Below are 19,057 nucleotides of genomic sequence, written 5' to 3' on the forward strand. Positions count from 1 at the left end.
TGTGTATGTCTTTGAAGCTAGGTGTTATCGGGACCGGTGCCATCGGCCGCGACCATATCCGTCGTTGCAGCCAGACCTTGCTCAATAGCCAGGTGGTGGCGGTGACCGACATCAATCTGGACCAGGCCGCCAAGGTAGTTGCCGACTTGCAGTTGGCCGCCGAGGTGTACCCCGACGGCCATGCGCTGATTAACTCGCCCGAGGTTGAAGCGGTCCTGGTGACCTCCTGGGGGCCGAGTCACGAAGAGTTCGTGCTCGCCGCGATTGCCGCCGGCAAGCCGGTGTTCTGCGAAAAGCCGCTGGCGGTGACCGCGCAAGGCTGCCGCAAGATCGTCGACGCCGAAGTGGCCCATGGTAAGCGCCTGGTGCAGGTGGGCTTTATGCGTCCGTACGACGAGGGTTATCGCGCCCTTAAAGCCGTGATCGACAGCGGCCAGATCGGTGAGCCCTTGATGCTGCACTGCGCACACCGAAACCCCAGGGTCGGTGAAAACTACAAGACCGACATGGCAATCACCGACACCCTGATTCACGAACTGGATGTGCTGCGCTGGTTGCTCGACGACGACTACGTGTCGGTGCAAGTGGTGTTCCCACGCAAGACCAGCAAGGCCCTGGCCCATTTGCGCGATCCGCAGATCGTGCTGCTGGAAACCGCCAAGGGCACGCGCATCGACGTGGAAGTATTTGTGAACTGCCAATACGGCTACGACATCCAGTGCGAAGTGGTGGGCGAGAGCGGCATCGCCAAATTGCCGGAACCGTCCCAGGTGCAACTGCGTAGCGAGGCGAAGCTGTCCAACGCGATCTTGATGGATTGGAAGGACCGCTTTATCGGTGCCTATGACGTGGAGCTGCAAGCCTTTATTGATAGCGTGCGCGCCGGCAAGGTGGGCGGGCCGTCGGCGTGGGACGGCTATGCGGCGGCGGTGGCGGCGGATGCGTGTATCGAGGCGCAGGGCAGTGGGCAGATCGTCAAGGTCAGCTTGCCGGAGCGCCCTCGCTTCTACGGCTGACACTCGGTCAAGGTGGGGAGGGCTTGTTCCTTCCCCCTTTGGATTGGGTTTGTACTTCAATCAAGGAGTCAATCATGCGAATTGGACTAGTTGGCTATGGCCATGGAGGGCGCTTCTTTCATGCGCCGCTGATTGCAACCTTGCCCGGTGCCACGTTTGTCGGCGTGGTCACCCGTTCCCCTGAGCGGCGCCAGCAATTGAACGCCGACCACCCGGGTGTCCAGGCTTTCAACAGCATCGGCCAGATCGTCGAAGCCGGTGTGGATGCCCTGGTGATTTCCACCACGCTTAAAGGCCGCCCGGCACTGGTGCTCGAAGCCATCGAGCACGGTGTGACGGTGGTCAGCGACAAACCCTTTGCCGCCAACGCCGAGCAAGCCCAGGCGCTGATTACCGCGGCTGAGCGCCAGGGTACGCTGCTCAGTGTTTATCAGAACCGCCGCTGGGACTCGGATTACCTGACCCTGCGCAAGCTCATCGATGCCGGCGCCCTGGGCACCATCAGCCGCTTTGAATCGCGGGTGGAACGCTACAGCCCGCAGGCGGTGGGCAACGCCAGCGGTGGCGGTTGGCTGCGGGATTTAGGCAGCCACCTGGTGGACCAGGCGCTGCAACTGTTCGGCCCGGTGGACAGGGTATTCGCGCAATTGCACTACAGCGCCGAACATCCCCATGTCGACCACGGTTTTTTTGTGTCTCTGACCCATGCCAATGGGGTGATTTCCCACCTGTGGGGCAATGCCTTGCAAAACAGCCAGGCGCCGCGCTTTCGCGTCAGTGGCAGCGCCGGCTGTTACACCGTCGAGGGGCTGGACGGCCAGGAAGAAGCACTGATGGCCGGCAAATCGCCGAAAACCGAGGGCGAGCACTGGGGCGCCGAAGAACACCGACGCTGGGGCTGGTTCGAGCAGGGCCCGGAACGTGAACGCGTGCCGTCGGAGAAGGGCTGCTGGACCCAGTTCTATCGTCAGTTGCAAGCCGCCGTGCAAGGCCAGGGACCGCTGCCGGTCAACGCCTATGACGCGTTGGAAACCACCCGTATATTGGACGCCGCACGCCTGAGCGCCGAGCGCCAGCAGGTGGTTTCAACAAAAATAGAATAAAATTCTAAAACAGGTTGATATGGAAATTATTTTCCAATAAAGTCTTTTCCAGGTTGCAAAAAGTACGTCGCGGGCTCGATCCGCACGGCTCAACAAAAACAAGATCAAAAACAACCAGGTACCGTCAGATGAAAATCTTCAACGCTGTACTGCGAGTTTTACGCCCCCTCTCTGCGCCGCGCGGTCTGCCCCGCACCCGCCCGTTCTACTTCTCCTTCCTTAATGTGCTGTGTGTCGAAAATAACGACGCGCTGGTGTGCTGCATTCCCGGTGCGCCAGTCGTGCGACTGCCCACCTCGCTCTGAACAACGCAACGTCCAACAAAACCAACAAGAAAGTGGAGACAGACCGTTCATGAAGACCCCGATCCGTTTTACCGCGCTAGCCTTGTCCATGCTGCTGGCCAGTGGGTTTGCCAGTGCCGCCGATATCAAAGTGGGCGTGAGCATGTCCGCTTTCGATGACACCTTTCTGACCTACCTGCGTGAAGACATGGACAAGCAAGCCAAGTCGTACCCCAAGGGTGATGGCGTGCAGCTGCAGTTCGAAGACGCCCGCGCCGATGTGGTCAAGCAACTGAGCCAGGTCGAGAACTTTATCGGCCAGAAAGTCGACGCCATTATCGTTAACCCAGTGGACACCGCATCGACCGCCAACATCATCAAGGCCGCCACCGCCGCGAAAATCCCACTGGTGTTCGTCAACCGCCGGCCAGATCAGAAGGACCTGCCCAAGGATGTCGTGGCCGTGACCTCCGACGACGTCGAAGCCGGCAAGCTGCAAATGCAGTACATCGCCGAAAAACTCGGCGGTAAGGGCAAGATCGTGATCCTGCTGGGTGACCTGGCGAACAACTCCACCACCAACCGTACCAAGGGCGTAAAAGAGGTGCTGGCCAAGTATCCGGACATCAAGATCGAGCAGGAACAAACCGGGACCTGGCTGCGCGACAAGGGCATGACGCTGGTCAACGACTGGTTGACCCAAGGCCGCGAATTCGACGCGGTGCTGGCCAACAACGATGAGATGGCTATCGGTGCGTCCATGGCCTTGAAATCAGCCGGCAAGGAAAAGGGCAATGTGTTGATCGCCGGTGTCGACGGCACGCCGGACGGTTTGAACGCGATCGCCAAGGGGGACATGGCTGCGTCGGCATTCCAGGACGCCAAGGGCCAGGCCGTCGGCTCGGTGGAAGCGGCGCGCAAGATGGCAAAAAACGAGGCGACGGAGCAGAACGTGGTGATCCCGTTCAAGCTGATCACTCCGGACAACGTCAAAGACTTCAAGTAGCCCCGACCTCACAATAATAAGCCGGCAGGGCGGTCGTGCCCGCCCTGTCGATGGAGTACCTGTCTATGCTCGCTCAAGCCACAGCCTCGCAGCCTGCGGGTATCCAGCCCCGTGCGCTGGACGAACCCTACCTGCTGGAAATCCTCAACATCAGCAAAGGCTTCCCCGGTGTCGTGGCCCTGGACGATGTGCAGCTGCGCGTGCGCCCCGGTTCCGTGCTGGCGCTGATGGGCGAGAACGGTGCGGGCAAATCGACGTTGATGAAGATCATCGCCGGCATCTACCAACCAGACAGCGGCGAAATCCGCCTGCGAGGCGAACCGATCGTATTTGAGACCCCGCTGGCCGCGCAGAAGGCCGGGATTGCGATGATCCATCAGGAACTCAACCTGATGCCGCACATGAGCATCGCCGAGAACATCTGGATCGGCCGCGAGCAGCTCAATGGCCTGCGCATGGTCAACCACCGCGAAATGCACCGCTGCACCGCCGACTTGCTGGCGCGCTTGCGCATCAACCTGGACCCCGAGGAACAGGTGGGCAACCTGAGCATCGCCGAGCGGCAGATGGTCGAGATTGCCAAAGCGGTGTCCTACGACTCCGACATCCTGATCATGGACGAACCAACATCGGCCATCACCGAGAAGGAAGTGGCCCATCTGTTTTCGATCATTGCCGACCTCAAGTCCCAGGGCAAAGGCATCGTCTATATCACACACAAGATGGACGAAGTGTTCGCCATCGCCGATGAAGTGGCGGTGTTCCGCGACGGTCAGTACATCGGCCTGCAACGGGCCGACAGCATGGACAGCGACAGCCTGATTTCGATGATGGTGGGCCGCGAGCTGAGCCAGTTGTTCCCGGTGCGCGAAACGCCCGTCGGCGAGCGCTTGCTGTCGGTGCGCGACCTGCGCCTGGACGGGGTGTTCAAGGATGTGTCGTTCGACCTGCACGCCGGGGAGATTCTCGGAATTGCCGGGCTGATGGGCTCGGGCCGCACCAACGTGGCCGAAACCTTGTTCGGTATCACCCCCGCCGACGGCGGCCAGATCACCCTCGACGGCGAGCCGGTGCGCATCACCGACCCACATATGGCCATCGACAAAGGCTTTGCACTGCTGACCGAGGACCGCAAGCTCAGTGGCCTGTTCCCCTGTCTGTCGGTGCTGGAAAACATGGAAATGGCCGTGTTGCACCACTATTCGGGCAACGGCTTTATCCAACAGAAAGCCCTGCGCGCACTGTGCGAAGACATGTGCAAGAAGCTGCGGGTGAAAACGCCGTCGCTGGAGCAGTGCATCGACACCTTGTCCGGCGGCAACCAGCAGAAGGCGCTACTGGCTCGCTGGCTGATGACCAACCCACGCCTGCTGATCCTCGACGAGCCGACCCGCGGCATCGACGTCGGCGCCAAGGCTGAGATCTATCGACTGATCTCGTTCCTCGCCAGCGAGGGCATGGCGGTGATCATGATTTCTTCGGAGTTGCCCGAGGTGCTGGGCATGAGCGATCGGGTGATGGTGATGCACGAAGGCGAACTGATGGGCACCCTGGACCGCAGCGAAGCGACCCAGGAAAAAGTCATGCATCTGGCCTCGGGTATGACCGCAGTCCACTGACGAACCGCCGCGCGGGCCGGCGGTTGGCCTGCGCTTCAGAATAAAAAAGGTGAATGGTTATGAACGCAATAACGGATAACAAGCCTGCCTCGGCGCCGGTCAAACATCGGCGTCGAATGCCCACCGAGCTGAGCATCTTTTTGGTGCTGATCGGCATCGGCCTGGTATTTGAGGTGTTTGGCTGGATCGTGCGCGATCAGAGTTTCCTGATGAACTCCCAGCGCCTGGTACTGATGATCCTGCAAGTGTCGATCATTGGCCTGCTTGCCATCGGCGTGACCCAGGTGATCATTACCACGGGGATCGACCTGTCTTCGGGTTCGGTGCTGGCGCTGTCGGCGATGATCGCTGCCAGCCTGGCGCAGACATCGGATTTTTCGCGGGCGGTGTTTCCCAGCCTGACCGACTTGCCGGTGTGGATTCCGGTCGCCATGGGCCTGGGGGTCGGGCTGCTGGCGGGAGCGATCAACGGCAGCATCATCGCCGTTACCGGGATCCCGCCGTTTATCGCCACCCTGGGCATGATGGTCTCGGCCCGTGGCCTGGCCCGCTATTACACCGAAGGCCAGCCGGTGAGCATGCTGTCTGATTCCTACACCGCGATCGGCCACGGTGCGATGCCGGTGATCATCTTCCTGGTGGTGGCGGTGATCTTTCATATCGCCCTGCGTTACACCAAGTACGGCAAGTACACCTATGCCATCGGCGGCAATATGCAGGCGGCGCGGACGTCGGGTATCAACGTCAAGCGTCACCTGATCATCGTCTACAGCATCGCCGGTCTGTTGGCAGGGCTGGCCGGGGTGGTTGCCTCGGCGCGGGCCGCCACGGGTCAGGCCGGCATGGGCATGTCGTATGAGCTGGATGCGATTGCCGCTGCGGTGATCGGCGGGACCAGCCTGGCGGGCGGGGTAGGGCGCATCACCGGCACCGTGATCGGCGCGCTGATCCTGGGCGTGATGGCTAGCGGGTTTACCTTTGTCGGGGTGGATGCGTATATCCAAGACATCATCAAGGGCTTGATTATTGTGGTGGCGGTGGTGATCGACCAATATCGCAATAAGCGCAAGCTTAAACGCTGAGCCACAAGCCACAAGCCACAAGCTGCAAGTCCGATTAGCTCTACAGCTTGTCGCTTGCAGCTTGCAGCTTATAGCTGCTCTACGAACTTTCCTGCTATAAACGCACTCCGATGACCATTCGCCAAGCCCGTCCTGGTGTCTTTGGGGGTTATATCGGAAAAAATGCCTGTCTTTTCAGTTGCTGCGCCCTCAAGTCGGCCTTAGACTGCCGCCCCTCGTAAATTGAGTGCCGGGTGGCGCTTGGAATGGATGGCGCCCTTCCGAGACCTGCACAGGTCGGCCGGAACGCTCCCTTATTCGCCTTAATGCACGTATTTTTTATAGAGAAATCAATGACAAAGGAAAAGTTGCTGGCCATGCCGGCGGATGACTACATGAATGCCGAACAGCACGCTTTTTTCGAGAAGTTGCTGCAAGACATGAAAGTGGAACACCACGAGCGCATTGAACAGAACCGTATCGCCATTGAAAGCCTGGACACCCCGGCTGACCCGGCCGACGCTGCTTCCGTGGAAGAAGAGCGCACCTGGCTGGTCAACGCCATCGACCGCGACCAGCGCATGCTGCCGCAGCTTGAGCGTGCACTGGAACGCATCAAGGAAGATTCCTTTGGCTGGTGCGATGACAGCGGCGAGCCTATCGGCCTCAAGCGCCTGCTGATCAGCCCGACCACCAAGTACTGCATCGAAGCGCAAGAGCGTCACGAGCAGATCGACAAGCATCAGCGCCAAGCCTGATGCGGTGAAGCCGGGGAGCCGTCCGCATGGTTCCCCGCAGGAATACCCGCCACACCCCGTCTACTATTGATCTACTGCACGGCACCCCACTAAAGGCCCATGGATAATGGCCGGATAGTGGCGTTTAATGCCGTGACAATAAAGACAAACAGTGGGGTGACGAAATGGCTGGGGACGGATCTCTGATGGGTGCAGCAGTGCCGCCACATGCGGTGGCGCGCCGGTTGCCCGGCTGGCTGACGCCGCTGTTGCAGAGCACTGCTCTGGTGCTGATATTGTCAGGCCTGGCATTCGCCCAGCTGCCGATCTACCTGTGTCTGCCCATCGCCCTGTTGGTGATCTGGCTGCCTCGCTTGCGCAGCCGCCCGGTCGGCCCTGCGCCGGTAGCCGCCGCCGATGCGATTGGCGAACTGACCCGGGATCTGTCCTACACCACCAGCCATAACGCACTGTCCGCAGCCGGCGTGGCCTATTCGGTCAAGCAATTGGCCGCGCGCCTGCAGTCGCAATTGACGGCGGCCAAACAGATTGTCAGCAATGCCGAAGTCATGATCAGCACCGAACAGGTCACTTCCCAGCTCAGCCGCCAGGCCTTGGGGGCCGCCAGCCAGGCCCATCAGCGCAGTACCGAAGGCCGGGAAGTGCTGGTGCACTCCATCACCCGCATGCGTCAGCTCAGCCAGCGCGCCAATGCCAGCCGCGAGTTGATCGAAGCCTTGAGCCAGCGCAGCGAGGAAATCCAGCGGGTAACCCTGGTGATCCAGTCCATCGCCAGCCAGACCAACCTGTTGGCGCTCAATGCCGCCATCGAGGCGGCACGGGCCGGCGAGCATGGGCGCGGGTTTGCGGTGGTGGCCGACGAAGTGCGCGGGCTGGCCGGGCGTACTGCCACGGCCACCGATGAAGTCGGGGTGATGGTGGCGGATATCCAGCAGCGCACGGCTCAGGTCGTGGAGCAGATTCGCCAGTTATCGGCGGATTTGCACACCGGCGTCGAGCAGGTGGAGCACGCCGGCGAACAGTTGGAAAGCATTGCCAGCCTCGCCGCCGATGTGGAAGGCCAAGTCAATGAAATCGCCCAGGGCACCGACACCAACCAGGCGCAGCTCGACAGCCTGTTCCATGCGGTGGAACAGATGCGCAGCGATTTGAGCATCAGCGACGAGCAAACCCGCCAGTTGGCCGACGCCGCGATCCAGATGGAAGGGCAGGCCGAAACCATCAGCGAGCGTCTGGCGGCGGTGGGGCTGGACGACTATCACCAACGGATCTACGACCTGGCCCGCGAGGGCGCCAGCCGCATCGCTGCGCAATTCGAAGCGGATGTACAGCAAAACCGCATCAGCCTGGATGACCTGTTCGACCGTACTTATACCCCGATTCCCAACACCAGCCCGAGCAAGTACCACACCCGCTTCGACAGTTACACCGACAAGGTGCTACCGGCGATCCAAGAGGCGCTGTTGCCGCGTCACGAAGGCTTGGTATTTGCCATCGCCTGCACGCCGCAGGGCTACGTGCCGACCCACAATAATGCGTTTTCCCAGCCGTTGACCGGCGATGCCAAAGTGGATGCGGTGCAGAACCGCACAAAACGTAAGTTCGACGACCGCACAGGCATTCGCTGCGGCAGTCATCAGCAGGCGGTGTTACTGCAGACCTACACCCGCGATACCGGCGAGCTGATGCATGATTTGTCGGTGCCAATCATGGTCAACGGCCGGCATTGGGGCGGGTTGCGCCTGGGTTATAAACCGGAAAGCGCCAAGCGCTGAGGTCGTACGCGACGGGCGGTCGCGTTACGCCTTGGCGGGCTCATGCAGCAGCGCGTTCAGGTCGTCCACCGCCGGCGCCCATTCGGCGTCGACGTGCAGTTGCTCTTTGAGAAAACTAGCCTGTTGCGCGCTCCAGAACGGGGCGTCGACCAATTTGACGTCGTCCGGCAGACGGTGCTCGGCGGTGAACCGCTCAATACCTTCTTGGGATGAATCCAGGCCAAGTTGATCGAACAGGGTTTCCAGAGTAGGGGTGGTGGTGTCCATTGGTATCTCCATGCAAAGTGAGCAGCGTTATGCATGGGAGGGCCCTGACACGGCAGAGTTCGAATTTGTTCGTCAGCAGGTCAGTGCGCCGGCATCCACGGCGCTCTTGAGGGCCTGGGCCGACTCTTTGGCGGCGCTGGCAGCGGCCTCCACGGTCTTGAACCAACGGTCTTTTTCAACTTGGTGGGTGGTAGTAGTGGTCAGGGGCGGCTTGGCACGCATTACGATGACCGCTTGAAATTCACCGTCAACTTCCCTGGCTTCGCCACGGATAAAAAATTCGCCAATATCAAATTCCGTCACGTATTGCCTTCCCTTCGAGGTATTCAACTGCACTGATGAAACCTGACCCGCCGGCGGGGCAAACTTCAATGGACGGGTCAGTATGGCAGTTGTTGGAGGGCTGTGGCGCGGTAAAGTCAACCAGGTGACGAAACGATCCCATCGTGCAGACTGGCTTCCAGTTGTTTGGCCAGTTCACACGCCTTGATATGGTTGCTGCGGAAACCCCTGATTCGGCCACTGGTCACTTCCAGGATATGAAAGAAGTTCCTCCCGGCAGGTACCACTTGGTAAAGAACAGAATTGGAGTACCCTTCCAGGCCTGGCAAGCAGTAATATTGGCGCTCGTCTGGACATGATGAACGAGTGCCGGAAGACGTAGCCTGATAGTGACGTCGTTGCATGGTCAGCTCCTATCGATCTTGTGACTTACCGCAAACGGTTCGGGTGGTTTGAACCCTTTCGCTGTTCTACCATTGTCGTCGCGGGTCGACACTCGGTTCCATGCCAAGTAATTTTTGTGTGAGCTGTCGGAAACTGCGTTTTTGATTGGGGTTATTCTCTGAAGCGGTGCGACCCGTATTCTCGGGTCGTTGAACCTGTGATTTCCTGTCAGTCCCGGTGACCTTGCATAAGGTCCATCGTGTGCGCCCGTACGAGGCGTGCAATACGACAGGAAGTTTCTTCAGTTTTTTCATTAAGTGCATCAGGTGATCGTGCCGTATTGGCCGTTTTAGTGTGCTGCCTGTTTCTGCAGGCCGCACTTTTTTCGATGTGGGGGCTTTTCCTTGGCAGTCAGTAATCTGGATATGCACGCATTGTTCGTGCTGGGTGATTTGCGCGCAAAGTTGGTCAAACAGTTCCAATCCCGTTTTGTTTACATCACTGAGCAGACGCCGGAAGGCATCTACATCGCCGAGATCGATACCGAAACGGCGCTGGTGGTGGATGACAAACAGCGTCTTGAACTCAAAGTAGGCGACCATTTTCGTGCGGCGGTATTGCCCAGCCGCGAAGGCGGTAAGTTCGAGTTGAAGTTTCGCGACATCAAGTTGACGGTGTATGGCCTGGGCGATTACGCCTTTGTTTCGTCGGCCGAAGGCGAAGGTATCGTGTTCAAGGAAGGCCACAGTGTGATGCTGGTGTTCGCCGCCCATGAACAACTGCAGGAAGGCCTGACCAAAACCCTGAAAGCCGTGACCGGCAAGGCCGCCAAGTGGCGCAAGGGCGAACTGGTGACTTTCAAGGCCAGCGAGTAACGCGTCCCTGACGTGCGCGTGTATCGTCTTGCGGAACCTCTACTACAGTTGAGTGGACTTAACTATTCAGAGGCTTCGCGCGTTCGCAGCAAAGCCATCCGCTATGGCTGCAGTACGCGAGGTAAGGCATGAAAGGTTTGAGAACCCTGTTGGTGGCGTCCCTGACGAGCCTGAGTCTATCGATGGCTTCGTTGCCGGCGGTGGCGGGGCAGACGCCGGTGCATTTTGCCGACCTGAATTGGGAAAGCGGCAGCCTGATCACCGAAGTGCTGCGGTTTATCGTCGAGAAGGGCTATGACTTGCCCACCGACACCTTGCCCGGCACCACCATCACCCTGGAAACCGCCCTGGCCAAGAATGACATCCAGGTGATCGGCGAAGAGTGGGCCGGCCGCAGCCCCGTGTGGGTCAAGGCTGAGGCCGAAGGCAAGGTGGCCGGCCTGGGCGATACGGTCAAAGGCGCGACCGAGGGCTGGTGGGTGCCGGAATATGTGGTCAAGGGCGACCCTGCCAAAGGCATCAAGCCCCTGGCTCCGGACCTCAAGAGTGTAAAAGACCTGGCGCGCTACAAGGATGTGTTCAAAGATCCGGAATCCCCCGGCAAGGGGCGCTTTCTCAACAGCCCCATCGGCTGGACCTCGGAAGTGGTCAACCAGCAGAAGCTCAAAGCCTATGGCCTGGACCACAGCTACGTGAACTTCCGCAGCGGCTCGGGTGCGGCGCTGGATGCCGAAATCGCCTCCTCGATCCGGCGTGGCAAACCGGTGCTGTTCTACTACTGGTCGCCGACTCCTTTGATGGGGCGCTACAAACTGATCCAGCTCGAAGAGCCGCCATTCGATGCCGAGGCCTGGAAAACCCTGACCGACGCGGACAACCCCAATCCAAAGCCGACTCGTTCGCTGGCGTCCAAGTTGAGCATCGGGGTGTCTACGCCGTTTCAGAAGGCGCACCCACAGATCGCCGGGTTTTTCGAAAAAGTCGAGTTTCCCATTGAGCCGCTGAACAAAGCCTTGGCCACCATGAGTGAAAACCATACTCCGCCAAGGGAGGTGGCTCAGGCGTTTCTCAAGGCCCATCCCGAGGTCTGGAAGGCCTGGCTGACCGACGAGGTGGCGCAGAAGGTTGAGGCGAGCCTGAAATAGCAGGCCGTTCGCTCCCCGACGAAATACCTGCAAAAATCCCTCGGACGACTATCCTTTCCCGGACCTTTCAGGGAGAGCCCGTCATGAGTTTCGTGATCGCACGCTGGATCGTCGGCATATTCACCGGAATCAGTGTGATCCACCTGTACTGGGCCGCCGGCGGCAAGCTCGGCAGCCTGGCGGCCATCCCGCAGTTGCCCGGCGAATTTGCCAGCGGCCCGCGCCCAGCGTTCAAACCGTCGGCCCTGGGCACCTTTTTGGTGGCGATGGGGCTGGTGGGGATTGCGCTATTGGTCTGCCTGCGCGCCGGCCTGTATTTCCCTGCGGTATCCCACCGTGCGTTGCAATGGGGTATCAGCGCCATCGCCGTGCTGATGTTCGCCAGGGCGATCGGCGACTCAGAGTTGGTGGGTTTTTTCAAAAAAGTCGGAGGGTCGCGGTTCGCGCGTTGGGATACGTACTGCTATTCACCGTTGTGCCTGGCCTTGGGGGTAGGGTTGTTGGTGGTGGCCTGGGCCTGAGCCGCACCCGGAAAGCCCCGTGTGCTTGTTGGCAAGCAGCTGTCAGCCAGCGCTGATTGATTCTCAAATAAAAACCCCTCGCATCCTTACCCGATTTTCCAAGCTGGCCGTCATGGTAGATAGAACCTCAATTACGCAGGATTTATCATGTCGCGCCTTGCTCGTCCCTTGCATCCGCTGGCTTTGTCGGTGGCGATGGCTTTTGCCGCCGTGCCGTTGTTGACCGTCCAGTCCTCCTTCGCCGAAGAAAGCAGCGCCCAGCGCGGCTTCCAGGTGCCGGCCGGTGATTTGAGCCAGGCGCTCAATAACCTGGCCGAGCAGGCGGGGCTGGTGCTGGCGTTCGATGCAGAGCTGACCCGAGGCAAGCGCAGCCCGGGCGTGAGCGGGCAGTACGATATCGATGGGGCGTTGAACCAATTGCTGGCCGGCACCGGTTTGCAGGCGCTGAAACTTTCCGGCGACCGTTATCGCTTGGAGGCGATCCCGGACAGCGACGGGGCCATGCAACTGCAGGCCACCACCATCAATGCGGCTTACCAGGCAGAAAGCCCCACCGGTCCGGTGCCCGGTTATGTGGCCACGCGCAGCCTGTCGGCGACCAAGACCGATACCGCGCTGATCGAAACCCCGCAGTCGATCTCGGTGGTCACCAAAGACCAGATGCGTGCTCAGAACGCCGAAAGCCTCAATCAGATCCTGCGCTACAGCGCCGCCGTGGTGCCGGAAACCCGTGGCGCCACCGCGTCGCGCCTCGACCAGTTGACCATTCGCGGCTTCTTGCCCACCACTTACCTCGACGGCCTGCGCATGCCGTCCAGCCGCGATGCCTTGCCGCAGAAAGATGCGTTCGATTTGGAACGGGTCGAAGTGCTGCGTGGCCCCGCCTCGGTGCTATACGGCCAGGGTTCGCCCAGCGGTGTGATCAATATGGTTACCAAGCGGCCGCTGGATGTGCCGTTCCATGAAGTGGGCGTCGAATACGGCACCTTTGATAAAAAGCGCACCACCTTCGACTTCAGCGGCCCGCTTGATGATCAAGGGGTGTATTCCTACCGTGTCGCCGGTCTTTTTGACGATGCCGATGGCCAGGTCGAACACACCGAGACCCGTCGTCAGTCGTTGTCCAGCGCCTTTACCTGGCGCCCGGACGAGGATACGTCGCTGACCTTGCTGGGGCACTTTCAGAAAGACCCCAAGGGTGCGTCCTACGGTTCGGTGCCGGCTTGGGGTTCGGTGCTGCACAGCCCCACCGGGCGCAAGATCGACGTGGACTACTACGACGGTGAAAAGAACTTCGAGAAAAGCGATCGTGAGTATTACTCCATCGGCTACGCGTTCGAACACCATTTCAACGACGTGTGGACGCTGCGCCAGAATGCACGCTACCTGCGTGCCGAGGGCATCTATCGCAGCATCTACAACAGCTATCTGCAGGCCGATTACCGCACGTCTACTCGCTCGACCATTGCCACCGATGTGGACATGGATGCCTACAACCTCGACAACCAGGTACAGGCCAAATTCGACACCGGGCCGTTGCAGCATACGCTGTTGATGGGCGCCGATTACCAGAACACCAGCACCGATACCAAGGCGGGTTACGGCTCGGGGCCTCCACTGGATATCTTCGATCCCGTTTACGGCGCGCCTGTGACCACGCCGGCCTTCGCCACGGACGCCACTTCACGCAGCGAGCAAACCGGGGTTTACCTGCAAGAGCAGATGAAGTGGGACAACTGGGTGCTGCTGCTGGGAGGCCGGTATGACTGGGCCAGCACCGATGGCACTACCAAGACGCTGCGCACCGGTGCCAAGAGCAAGTCCTCCTTGGACAGCGAGGCGTTCACCGGGCGTGTAGGGCTGGTGTATCTGTTCGATAACGGCCTGGCGCCGTATGTGAGTTACGCGGAGTCGTTCAACCCGCAATCGGGGACCGGCTACGGCGGTTCGGTGTTCAAGCCGACCGAGGGCAAGCAATATGAACTGGGCATCAAGTATCAGCCGCCGGGCAGCAACAGTTTTATCACCGCGGCGATTTTCGACCTGCGCCAGAGCAACGTGCCGACCATGGACCCGGATCCGACCCATCTGTGTGGTAACGGTCGCTGCCAGATTCAGGATGGCGAACAGCAATCCCGCGGCTTTGAACTGGAGGGCAAGGCCAGCCTGAGCGATAACCTCGATATCACCGCCGCTTACGCTTACCTGGACAACCGCGCCTCCAAGTCCAACAGCACCGTGCGCTATGCGCCAATCAGCGATATTGGCGTCGGCCCTGCGGTCCCGGTGGAAGGCACCACGACCTACGGCGTGCCACGGCATACCGCTTCGGCATGGGCCGACTACACCTTCCGCGACGGCCACCTCAAAGGCTTCGGCGCGGGGGCGGGTGCCCGCTATGTCGGCTCTTCCTGGGGCGATACCGCCAACACGTTGAAAGTGCCCGGCTACACCTTGTTTGACGCTGCGGTGCATTACGACATCCCAAATATCGTCAACCTCAACGACAAGCTGCGCCTGGCATTGAACGCCACCAACCTGGCCAATAAAGAGTACGTCGCGTCGTGCTACTCGTATTCATGGTGCTGGTATGGCTCGCAGCGCACGGTACAGGCGAGTGCCACCTACCAGTGGTAAAGACGTGACGTGTGCCAAGCTCGCGCCCCACAGGGAAGTGGGCGGGCCGATGAGCCTGCGATAAGGCATTTTAATGGCCCCTTTGTAACAAAATCCTCGCCAAAATCGCTTTTATTTTCAGGTGGTTAGGTGGGGATGCAAATGCGCAATGTTGGAATCATGCTGATCGCCTGCTCCCTGGCAGGCGGCGCGACGGCCGTGCAGGCAAGGGAGTTGCGTGAGGGTGACAAGTACATGTGCAGTTGGGGCGCCGGCACCGCCGCCAGGGCCCAAGAGCTGAAACTGGCGGGTGTGTCGCTGTATGCCGCCCGTCAGAAAATCCAAACCCTTAAATTCAGCAAATCGTGGATGCGCATGATGGCCATGGGCATTACCGAGCAAACCTACGACAGCCGTTCGCGGCTCAAGCCTGACGCCATTCGCCAGAGCTTTTATCAGGACTGCGTGCGTTACAAAGTGGCGCGTAAGTAAATACGCGCGGCCAAATTACAAATCCACCACAAATCCAGTGTGTCCGTTTGCATACAATTGCGCAGTGATTGCCACGAGAGCAGGGCGCGAATGGTCATGCAGCCGCCAAAACACTCCTCATCCAACTGCGTGCGCTACATGATCGCCGGCGTGGTCGGCGTGGCGCTGATGCTCGGCGCCTATTTCATGCAGATCAACGCCGAAGCGGACCGTCAGCGACAGAGCGCCGCCGAGCGCCTGACCCTGTGTCGGCAGGTGGCGCGGGTGGCCAGTGCGACGGCATTCGGCGGGGCGGATGTGCGCGATACGTGCGAACAACTGAACGAAGAATCGAGGAAAGGCAACCCACCGTTATAAGTAATAACCCTTGTTTATAAGTGGAATAGTCGTCGTTAGTTGCACCAAAAGAAGGCATTTAATATCCCTGATCACATAAAAAACATGTGGATATTGAATGACTTACGACGTTTTTAATCCGACGAAAGGGCGTAAATAATGTTGTTACAGGTTTTTTCAGTGGTTACTATAGCCGGGCGTTCACCTCCCACGGTTTATGCATTTTTAAATCCCAAGTTTCCATCAGCTACTTGGGATTTTTTTTGCCTGGGATTTGGCCGCAGGCCGGGTTCAATCGTCGGCAAACGCCGCACGCATGCGGCCATTATGCTTGGCCTGATACAGCAACTTGTCGACCGCCTCGATGAACTCCAGCGCTTCGCTACCCGCTGTGACCAGTCGCGTGCCGACACCCAGGCTCAACGTTAACAGGTGGGACACGGCGGAATGCGGATGTTCGATCTCCTGTTGGCAGATCAGGTGCAGGCAGCGTCGTGCCACTTGCCGGGCGGATGCAGCGTCGGTTTCCGGCAGCAACCACACAAACTCTTCGCCGCCGATCCGCGCGATAAAGTCCCTTGGCCGATTCGCGGCCAGTGCCAATGTGCGCGCTACTTGGCGTAGGCAGTCGTCGCCTTTGATGTGGCCGAAGTGGTCGTTGTACTGCTTGAAAAAATCGATATCCAAAATGATCAACGACAGCGGCAATTGGCTGCGCTGGGCGCTGGCCCATTCGCGTTCCAGCACGGTGTCGAACATGCGCCGGTTGGCGATGCCCGTCAGGCCATCCTGATAGGAGTATTCCTCAAGTTGCTTTTGCAGGCGGATCAAGTGCTCTTCGGTCTGCTTGCGCTCGCTGATATCGAACATAAAACCAATCAGTGCTTCGACTTCGCCGTCCTTGCGTATCACATGCACCACATCGCGAATCCACACGTAATCGCCATTCACCGTCAGGGCGCGGTAATCGGCCTCATGGTCGACGCCGGCACGGGACTGCGAGACGCAGAAGTTCACCACATACTCCCGGTCGTCCGGGTGCATGCGCTCGACCCAGTCGTCCACGCTGACCCAACTGTGCTGGCTCCAGCCCAGCAATGTTTCGATCTGCGGCCCGATGTAGCTGAAGGTCATGCTCTGCCAGTCGATACGCCAAGGAATGGCTTTAGTGGACTCCAGCAGCGTTTTGTAGACATCACTGTCGGTTTGGCTCGAAGGGACATGGCTCATAACGGACTGCTCGAAATGATGGCTAATTGCCAAGAGCCTCTTGTGATCCACGCCGGGAGTCAAGCGTTGCGCGAGGCAACGGACGGGAGGTCGCTCAGGAGTTCAACGGTGTGGACAACGAAGGCTCTTCGAAGGCGACCAACGCCTTGAGTCACAGGCGCCGCAGAAAGGATTTGACGATATGACGCGTGGCATCCGTAGTATCCAGCTGATCCATGGCGGTATAGGCATGCCACTGGCAATCGACGATCTCGTTGCATGGCCGCGCGTCTTCAATGTTCACCACCGAGGCTTCGAACACATGGTGCACGGTGTCGCGGGCCTTGAGTTCCTGCAGGTACAGCAAGCCATCCACATTCAACCCGGTTTCTTCTTCCAGTTCGCGTTCGGCGGCGCCCACCGGGCGTTCGTCGCGTTCGACCTTGCCGCCGGGCAAGGCCCATTTTGATCGGGCTTTGCGCACGAAGAGGATATGCCCCTCGTGTTCGCAAATGACCGTTGCCCGGATTTTCATGGTCTGTGCCTCGTAAGAATCAACTGTCACAAAAGTGTAATGCAATTGTCATGCTAAGTGGTTATGGCGCGTGGCCGTGGGTATGTGGATACTGCCCGATTGATCAGAACGCACGAGGTAAACCATGACGACCGTACGCTGGGGCATGATCGGCTGTGGCAGTGTCACTGAAGTAAAGAGTGGACCCGCCTTTTACAAAGCGCCAGGTTCGGCCCTGGTCGCGGTGATGGGGCGCCGTGAGGAGGCCGTGCGCGATTATGCGGCACGTCATCAGGTTGGCCGCTTCTACACCGATGCCCAGGCACTGATCAACGACCCCGACGTGGACGCCGTGTACATTGCCACACCCCCCGACAGCCACTTGGAATACAGCCTGATGGTAGCCGCCGCCGGCAAGCACTGCTGCGTCGAAAAACCCATGGCCCTGAATGCCGAGCAAAGCGCGCTGATGCAGCGCACCTTCGAGCGCGCCGGGCTGCACCTGTTTGTGTCCTACTACCGGCGTTCCCTGCCGCGTTTCCAGCAGGTGCGGCAGTGGCTACAGGAGGGGCGCATTGGTGAGCTGCGTCACCTCACCTGGACCCTATGCAAGCCACCGGGTGCCGAGGATGCCAGCGCCGCCAACTGGCGCACCGACCCGCTGATCGCCGGCGGTGGCTACTTTGCCGACCTGGCCAGCCATGGGTTTGATCTGTTTCAGTACCTGGCCGGGGATATCGTCGAAGTGTCCGGTTTTACCGCGCGTCAGGCCGGGCGCTATGCAGCGGAAGATGCTGTGACGGCCTGCTGGACTTTCGACTCGGGCGCGCTGGGCATGGGCTGCTGGAACTTTGTCGTGGATCGCAAGGAAGACCGGGTCGAACTGATCGGCAGTCGTGGGCGCATTGTGTTCTCGGTGTTCGAGGAGCAACCGCTGCGCCTGGAAGGCGAATTCAACGAAGTGCTGGATGTGCCGTGCCACGCGCATATCCAGTGGCACCATGTGCTGGCCATGAATGCCCATATTCGCGGCGAGGCCGAGCACCCTTCGTTGGCCATCGAGGCGCTGAAGACCGATCGAATCCTGGATAAGGTGTTGCAACGTAACCCCAATCACCCTGGCTGAACGCGGTACACCTGGTTTTTTTCAAGGAATCGGTAGATGAAATACTGGATGTTGATTTGGCTGGTGCTCTCCACGGGCGCATTGGCGGCACCGCGTGATCAAGGTACGCCGGGGCAGTTTGATTTTTATGTGCTGTCGTTGTCGTGGTCGCCGACGTTTTGCCTGACCCACCCGGACAACGAACAGTGCTCGGGCAAGGGCTATGGTTTTGTGCTGCATGGTCTGTGGCCGCAATACGCACGGGGCGGGTGGCCGGCGTCGTGTGCGCCGCAGACGCAACTGAGCCGTGAGGCGCTGGACAAGGGCGCCACGTTGTTTCCGACCCGTGCGCTGCTCAAGCACGAATGGGCCAAGCATGGCACCTGCAGCGGCCTGGAACCCTTGGCGTATCTGGACAAAACCGACGCGGCATTAGGGACAGTGGTGATCCCCGAGCAATTGCAGCCATTCAACACGCCGCCGACGCTGCAGGCCCGCGATATCGAGACGCTGTTTCGCGAAAGCAATCCACGCATGGGTAACCACGGGCTGGCAGTGATTTGCAAAGGTAAGGTGCTGTCGGAAGTGCGCGTGTGCCTGACCAAGGACCTGGCCTTCGCCGGCTGCCCACGCAGTGTGAAAAGCCAATGTCGCGGGGGCGATATCCGCATTCCGGCGCAACGCTAGAA

The 19,057-nt window shown here is 59.7% G+C and carries 20 protein-coding genes; 16 read left to right on the forward strand and 4 right to left on the reverse strand.

What is annotated here, in order from left to right; all coding sequences use genetic code 11:
• Positions 1 to 5 precede the first annotated feature (5 nt).
• From iolG to HRH33_RS11950, 8 genes are all read left to right on the forward strand, one after another.
• A complete protein-coding gene (gene iolG, locus HRH33_RS11915) occupies positions 6 to 1,016 on the forward strand; it encodes a bifunctional inositol 2-dehydrogenase/D-chiro-inositol 1-dehydrogenase (protein ID WP_167417499.1) in 1,011 nt (336 codons plus the stop codon).
• A gap of 74 nt (positions 1,017 to 1,090) precedes the next feature.
• Positions 1,091 to 2,119, forward strand: coding sequence for a Gfo/Idh/MocA family protein (locus HRH33_RS11920; RefSeq protein ID WP_034137884.1), 1,029 nt, complete (start codon positions 1,091 to 1,093; stop codon positions 2,117 to 2,119).
• 128 nt (positions 2,120 to 2,247) lie between these two features.
• Positions 2,248 to 2,424, forward strand: coding sequence for a hypothetical protein (locus HRH33_RS11925; RefSeq protein WP_167417500.1), 177 nt, complete (start codon positions 2,248 to 2,250; stop codon positions 2,422 to 2,424).
• Between the two features lie 49 nt (positions 2,425 to 2,473).
• Positions 2,474 to 3,409: a sugar ABC transporter substrate-binding protein gene (locus HRH33_RS11930; protein ID WP_173603449.1), complete on the forward strand. Its 936-nt coding sequence runs from the start codon at positions 2,474 to 2,476 to the stop codon at positions 3,407 to 3,409.
• Between the two features lie 65 nt (positions 3,410 to 3,474).
• Positions 3,475 to 5,028 carry a sugar ABC transporter ATP-binding protein gene (locus HRH33_RS11935; protein ID WP_167417502.1) on the forward strand — a complete coding sequence of 518 codons (1,554 nt, stop codon included), beginning with the start codon at positions 3,475 to 3,477 and terminating at the stop codon, positions 5,026 to 5,028.
• Positions 5,029 to 5,087: 59 nt separating this feature from the next.
• Positions 5,088 to 6,110 carry an ABC transporter permease gene (locus tag HRH33_RS11940; protein WP_034097004.1) on the forward strand — a complete coding sequence of 341 codons (1,023 nt, stop codon included), beginning with the start codon at positions 5,088 to 5,090 and terminating at the stop codon, positions 6,108 to 6,110.
• A gap of 332 nt (positions 6,111 to 6,442) precedes the next feature.
• Complete coding sequence (locus HRH33_RS11945; protein WP_003191666.1) at positions 6,443 to 6,847, forward strand: TraR/DksA family transcriptional regulator; 405 nt, start codon at positions 6,443 to 6,445, stop codon at positions 6,845 to 6,847.
• Positions 6,848 to 7,395: 548 nt separating this feature from the next.
• A complete protein-coding gene (locus HRH33_RS11950; protein ID WP_377731462.1) occupies positions 7,396 to 8,622 on the forward strand; it encodes a methyl-accepting chemotaxis protein in 1,227 nt (408 codons plus the stop codon).
• Between the two features lie 24 nt (positions 8,623 to 8,646).
• On the opposite strand, the gene HRH33_RS11955 is transcribed toward HRH33_RS11950, so the two are convergent.
• Positions 8,647 to 8,889, reverse strand: coding sequence for a DUF2789 domain-containing protein (locus HRH33_RS11955; RefSeq protein WP_034113134.1), 243 nt, complete (start codon positions 8,887 to 8,889; stop codon positions 8,647 to 8,649).
• Positions 8,890 to 8,961: 72 nt separating this feature from the next.
• On the reverse strand, positions 8,962 to 9,192 hold the full coding sequence (locus tag HRH33_RS11960) for a hypothetical protein (RefSeq protein WP_034137888.1): 231 nt from the start codon (positions 9,190 to 9,192) through the stop codon (positions 8,962 to 8,964).
• A 788-nt stretch (positions 9,193 to 9,980) separates the two neighbouring features.
• On the opposite strand from HRH33_RS11960, the gene HRH33_RS11965 reads away from it, so the two are divergent.
• The 6 genes from HRH33_RS11965 (at position 9,981) to HRH33_RS11990 (ending at position 15,561) form a co-directional block, all read left to right on the forward strand.
• The gene (locus tag HRH33_RS11965; RefSeq protein ID WP_052198948.1) at positions 9,981 to 10,430 is read left to right on the forward strand and encodes a hypothetical protein; all 450 of its coding nucleotides are present in this window, start codon (positions 9,981 to 9,983) and stop codon (positions 10,428 to 10,430) included.
• A 128-nt stretch (positions 10,431 to 10,558) separates the two neighbouring features.
• Complete coding sequence (locus HRH33_RS11970; protein ID WP_167417504.1) at positions 10,559 to 11,575, forward strand: ABC transporter substrate-binding protein; 1,017 nt, start codon at positions 10,559 to 10,561, stop codon at positions 11,573 to 11,575.
• 83 nt (positions 11,576 to 11,658) lie between these two features.
• Positions 11,659 to 12,096, forward strand: a complete 438-nt coding sequence (locus tag HRH33_RS11975; protein ID WP_034137891.1) for a DUF3995 domain-containing protein — start codon at positions 11,659 to 11,661, stop codon at positions 12,094 to 12,096.
• A gap of 147 nt (positions 12,097 to 12,243) precedes the next feature.
• Positions 12,244 to 14,733 (forward strand): TonB-dependent siderophore receptor, encoded by a 2,490-nt coding sequence (locus tag HRH33_RS11980; protein WP_167417505.1) that lies wholly within the window; start codon positions 12,244 to 12,246, stop codon positions 14,731 to 14,733.
• 141 nt (positions 14,734 to 14,874) lie between these two features.
• Positions 14,875 to 15,204, forward strand: a complete 330-nt coding sequence (locus HRH33_RS11985) for a hypothetical protein (protein ID WP_034138000.1) — start codon at positions 14,875 to 14,877, stop codon at positions 15,202 to 15,204.
• A 96-nt stretch (positions 15,205 to 15,300) separates the two neighbouring features.
• Positions 15,301 to 15,561, forward strand: a complete 261-nt coding sequence (locus tag HRH33_RS11990) for a hypothetical protein (protein WP_167417506.1) — start codon at positions 15,301 to 15,303, stop codon at positions 15,559 to 15,561.
• A 270-nt stretch (positions 15,562 to 15,831) separates the two neighbouring features.
• Here the strand turns inward: HRH33_RS11990 and HRH33_RS11995 are convergent, their stop codons facing one another.
• On the reverse strand, positions 15,832 to 16,770 hold the full coding sequence (locus tag HRH33_RS11995) for a sensor domain-containing diguanylate cyclase (protein ID WP_167417507.1): 939 nt from the start codon (positions 16,768 to 16,770) through the stop codon (positions 15,832 to 15,834).
• A 151-nt stretch (positions 16,771 to 16,921) separates the two neighbouring features.
• Positions 16,922 to 17,284 carry an NUDIX hydrolase gene (locus HRH33_RS12000; protein ID WP_034097015.1) on the reverse strand — a complete coding sequence of 121 codons (363 nt, stop codon included), beginning with the start codon at positions 17,282 to 17,284 and terminating at the stop codon, positions 16,922 to 16,924.
• 124 nt (positions 17,285 to 17,408) lie between these two features.
• On the opposite strand from HRH33_RS12000, the gene HRH33_RS12005 reads away from it, so the two are divergent.
• Positions 17,409 to 18,389, forward strand: a complete 981-nt coding sequence (locus HRH33_RS12005) for a Gfo/Idh/MocA family protein (RefSeq protein WP_173603451.1) — start codon at positions 17,409 to 17,411, stop codon at positions 18,387 to 18,389.
• Between the two features lie 36 nt (positions 18,390 to 18,425).
• Complete coding sequence (locus HRH33_RS12010) at positions 18,426 to 19,055, forward strand: ribonuclease T2 family protein (RefSeq protein ID WP_167417509.1); 630 nt, start codon at positions 18,426 to 18,428, stop codon at positions 19,053 to 19,055.
• Positions 19,056 to 19,057 lie beyond the last annotated feature (2 nt).

It is taken from the genome of Pseudomonas rhodesiae, from assembly GCF_013285305.1.
Taxonomy (GTDB): domain Bacteria; phylum Pseudomonadota; class Gammaproteobacteria; order Pseudomonadales; family Pseudomonadaceae; genus Aquipseudomonas; species Aquipseudomonas rhodesiae.

Bases quoted from the DNA above. Each gene is read 5' to 3' on its own strand.
- HRH33_RS11965 (WP_052198948.1), top strand. From the start codon at position 9,981: ATGCACGCATTGTTCGTGCTGGGTGATTTGCGCGCAAAGTTGGTCAAA.
- HRH33_RS11945 (WP_003191666.1), top strand. From the start codon at position 6,443: ATGACAAAGGAAAAGTTGCTGGCCATGCCGGCGGATGACTACATGAAT.
- HRH33_RS11995 (WP_167417507.1), bottom strand. From the start codon at position 16,770: ATGAGCCATGTCCCTTCGAGCCAAACCGACAGTGATGTCTACAAAACG.
- HRH33_RS11925 (WP_167417500.1), top strand. From the start codon at position 2,248: ATGAAAATCTTCAACGCTGTACTGCGAGTTTTACGCCCCCTCTCTGCG.
- HRH33_RS11985 (WP_034138000.1), top strand. From the start codon at position 14,875: ATGCGCAATGTTGGAATCATGCTGATCGCCTGCTCCCTGGCAGGCGGC.
- HRH33_RS11980 (WP_167417505.1), top strand. From the start codon at position 12,244: ATGTCGCGCCTTGCTCGTCCCTTGCATCCGCTGGCTTTGTCGGTGGCG.
- HRH33_RS11975 (WP_034137891.1), top strand. From the start codon at position 11,659: ATGAGTTTCGTGATCGCACGCTGGATCGTCGGCATATTCACCGGAATC.
- HRH33_RS11970 (WP_167417504.1), top strand. From the start codon at position 10,559: ATGAAAGGTTTGAGAACCCTGTTGGTGGCGTCCCTGACGAGCCTGAGT.
- HRH33_RS12010 (WP_167417509.1), top strand. From the start codon at position 18,426: ATGAAATACTGGATGTTGATTTGGCTGGTGCTCTCCACGGGCGCATTG.
- HRH33_RS11930 (WP_173603449.1), top strand. From the start codon at position 2,474: ATGAAGACCCCGATCCGTTTTACCGCGCTAGCCTTGTCCATGCTGCTG.
- HRH33_RS12005 (WP_173603451.1), top strand. From the start codon at position 17,409: ATGACGACCGTACGCTGGGGCATGATCGGCTGTGGCAGTGTCACTGAA.
- HRH33_RS11990 (WP_167417506.1), top strand. From the start codon at position 15,301: ATGCAGCCGCCAAAACACTCCTCATCCAACTGCGTGCGCTACATGATC.
- HRH33_RS11950 (WP_377731462.1), top strand. From the start codon at position 7,396: ATGATCAGCACCGAACAGGTCACTTCCCAGCTCAGCCGCCAGGCCTTG.
- iolG (WP_167417499.1), top strand. From the start codon at position 6: ATGTCTTTGAAGCTAGGTGTTATCGGGACCGGTGCCATCGGCCGCGAC.
- HRH33_RS11935 (WP_167417502.1), top strand. From the start codon at position 3,475: ATGCTCGCTCAAGCCACAGCCTCGCAGCCTGCGGGTATCCAGCCCCGT.
- HRH33_RS11955 (WP_034113134.1), bottom strand. From the start codon at position 8,889: ATGGACACCACCACCCCTACTCTGGAAACCCTGTTCGATCAACTTGGC.
- HRH33_RS11920 (WP_034137884.1), top strand. From the start codon at position 1,091: ATGCGAATTGGACTAGTTGGCTATGGCCATGGAGGGCGCTTCTTTCAT.
- HRH33_RS11940 (WP_034097004.1), top strand. From the start codon at position 5,088: ATGAACGCAATAACGGATAACAAGCCTGCCTCGGCGCCGGTCAAACAT.
- HRH33_RS12000 (WP_034097015.1), bottom strand. From the start codon at position 17,284: ATGAAAATCCGGGCAACGGTCATTTGCGAACACGAGGGGCATATCCTC.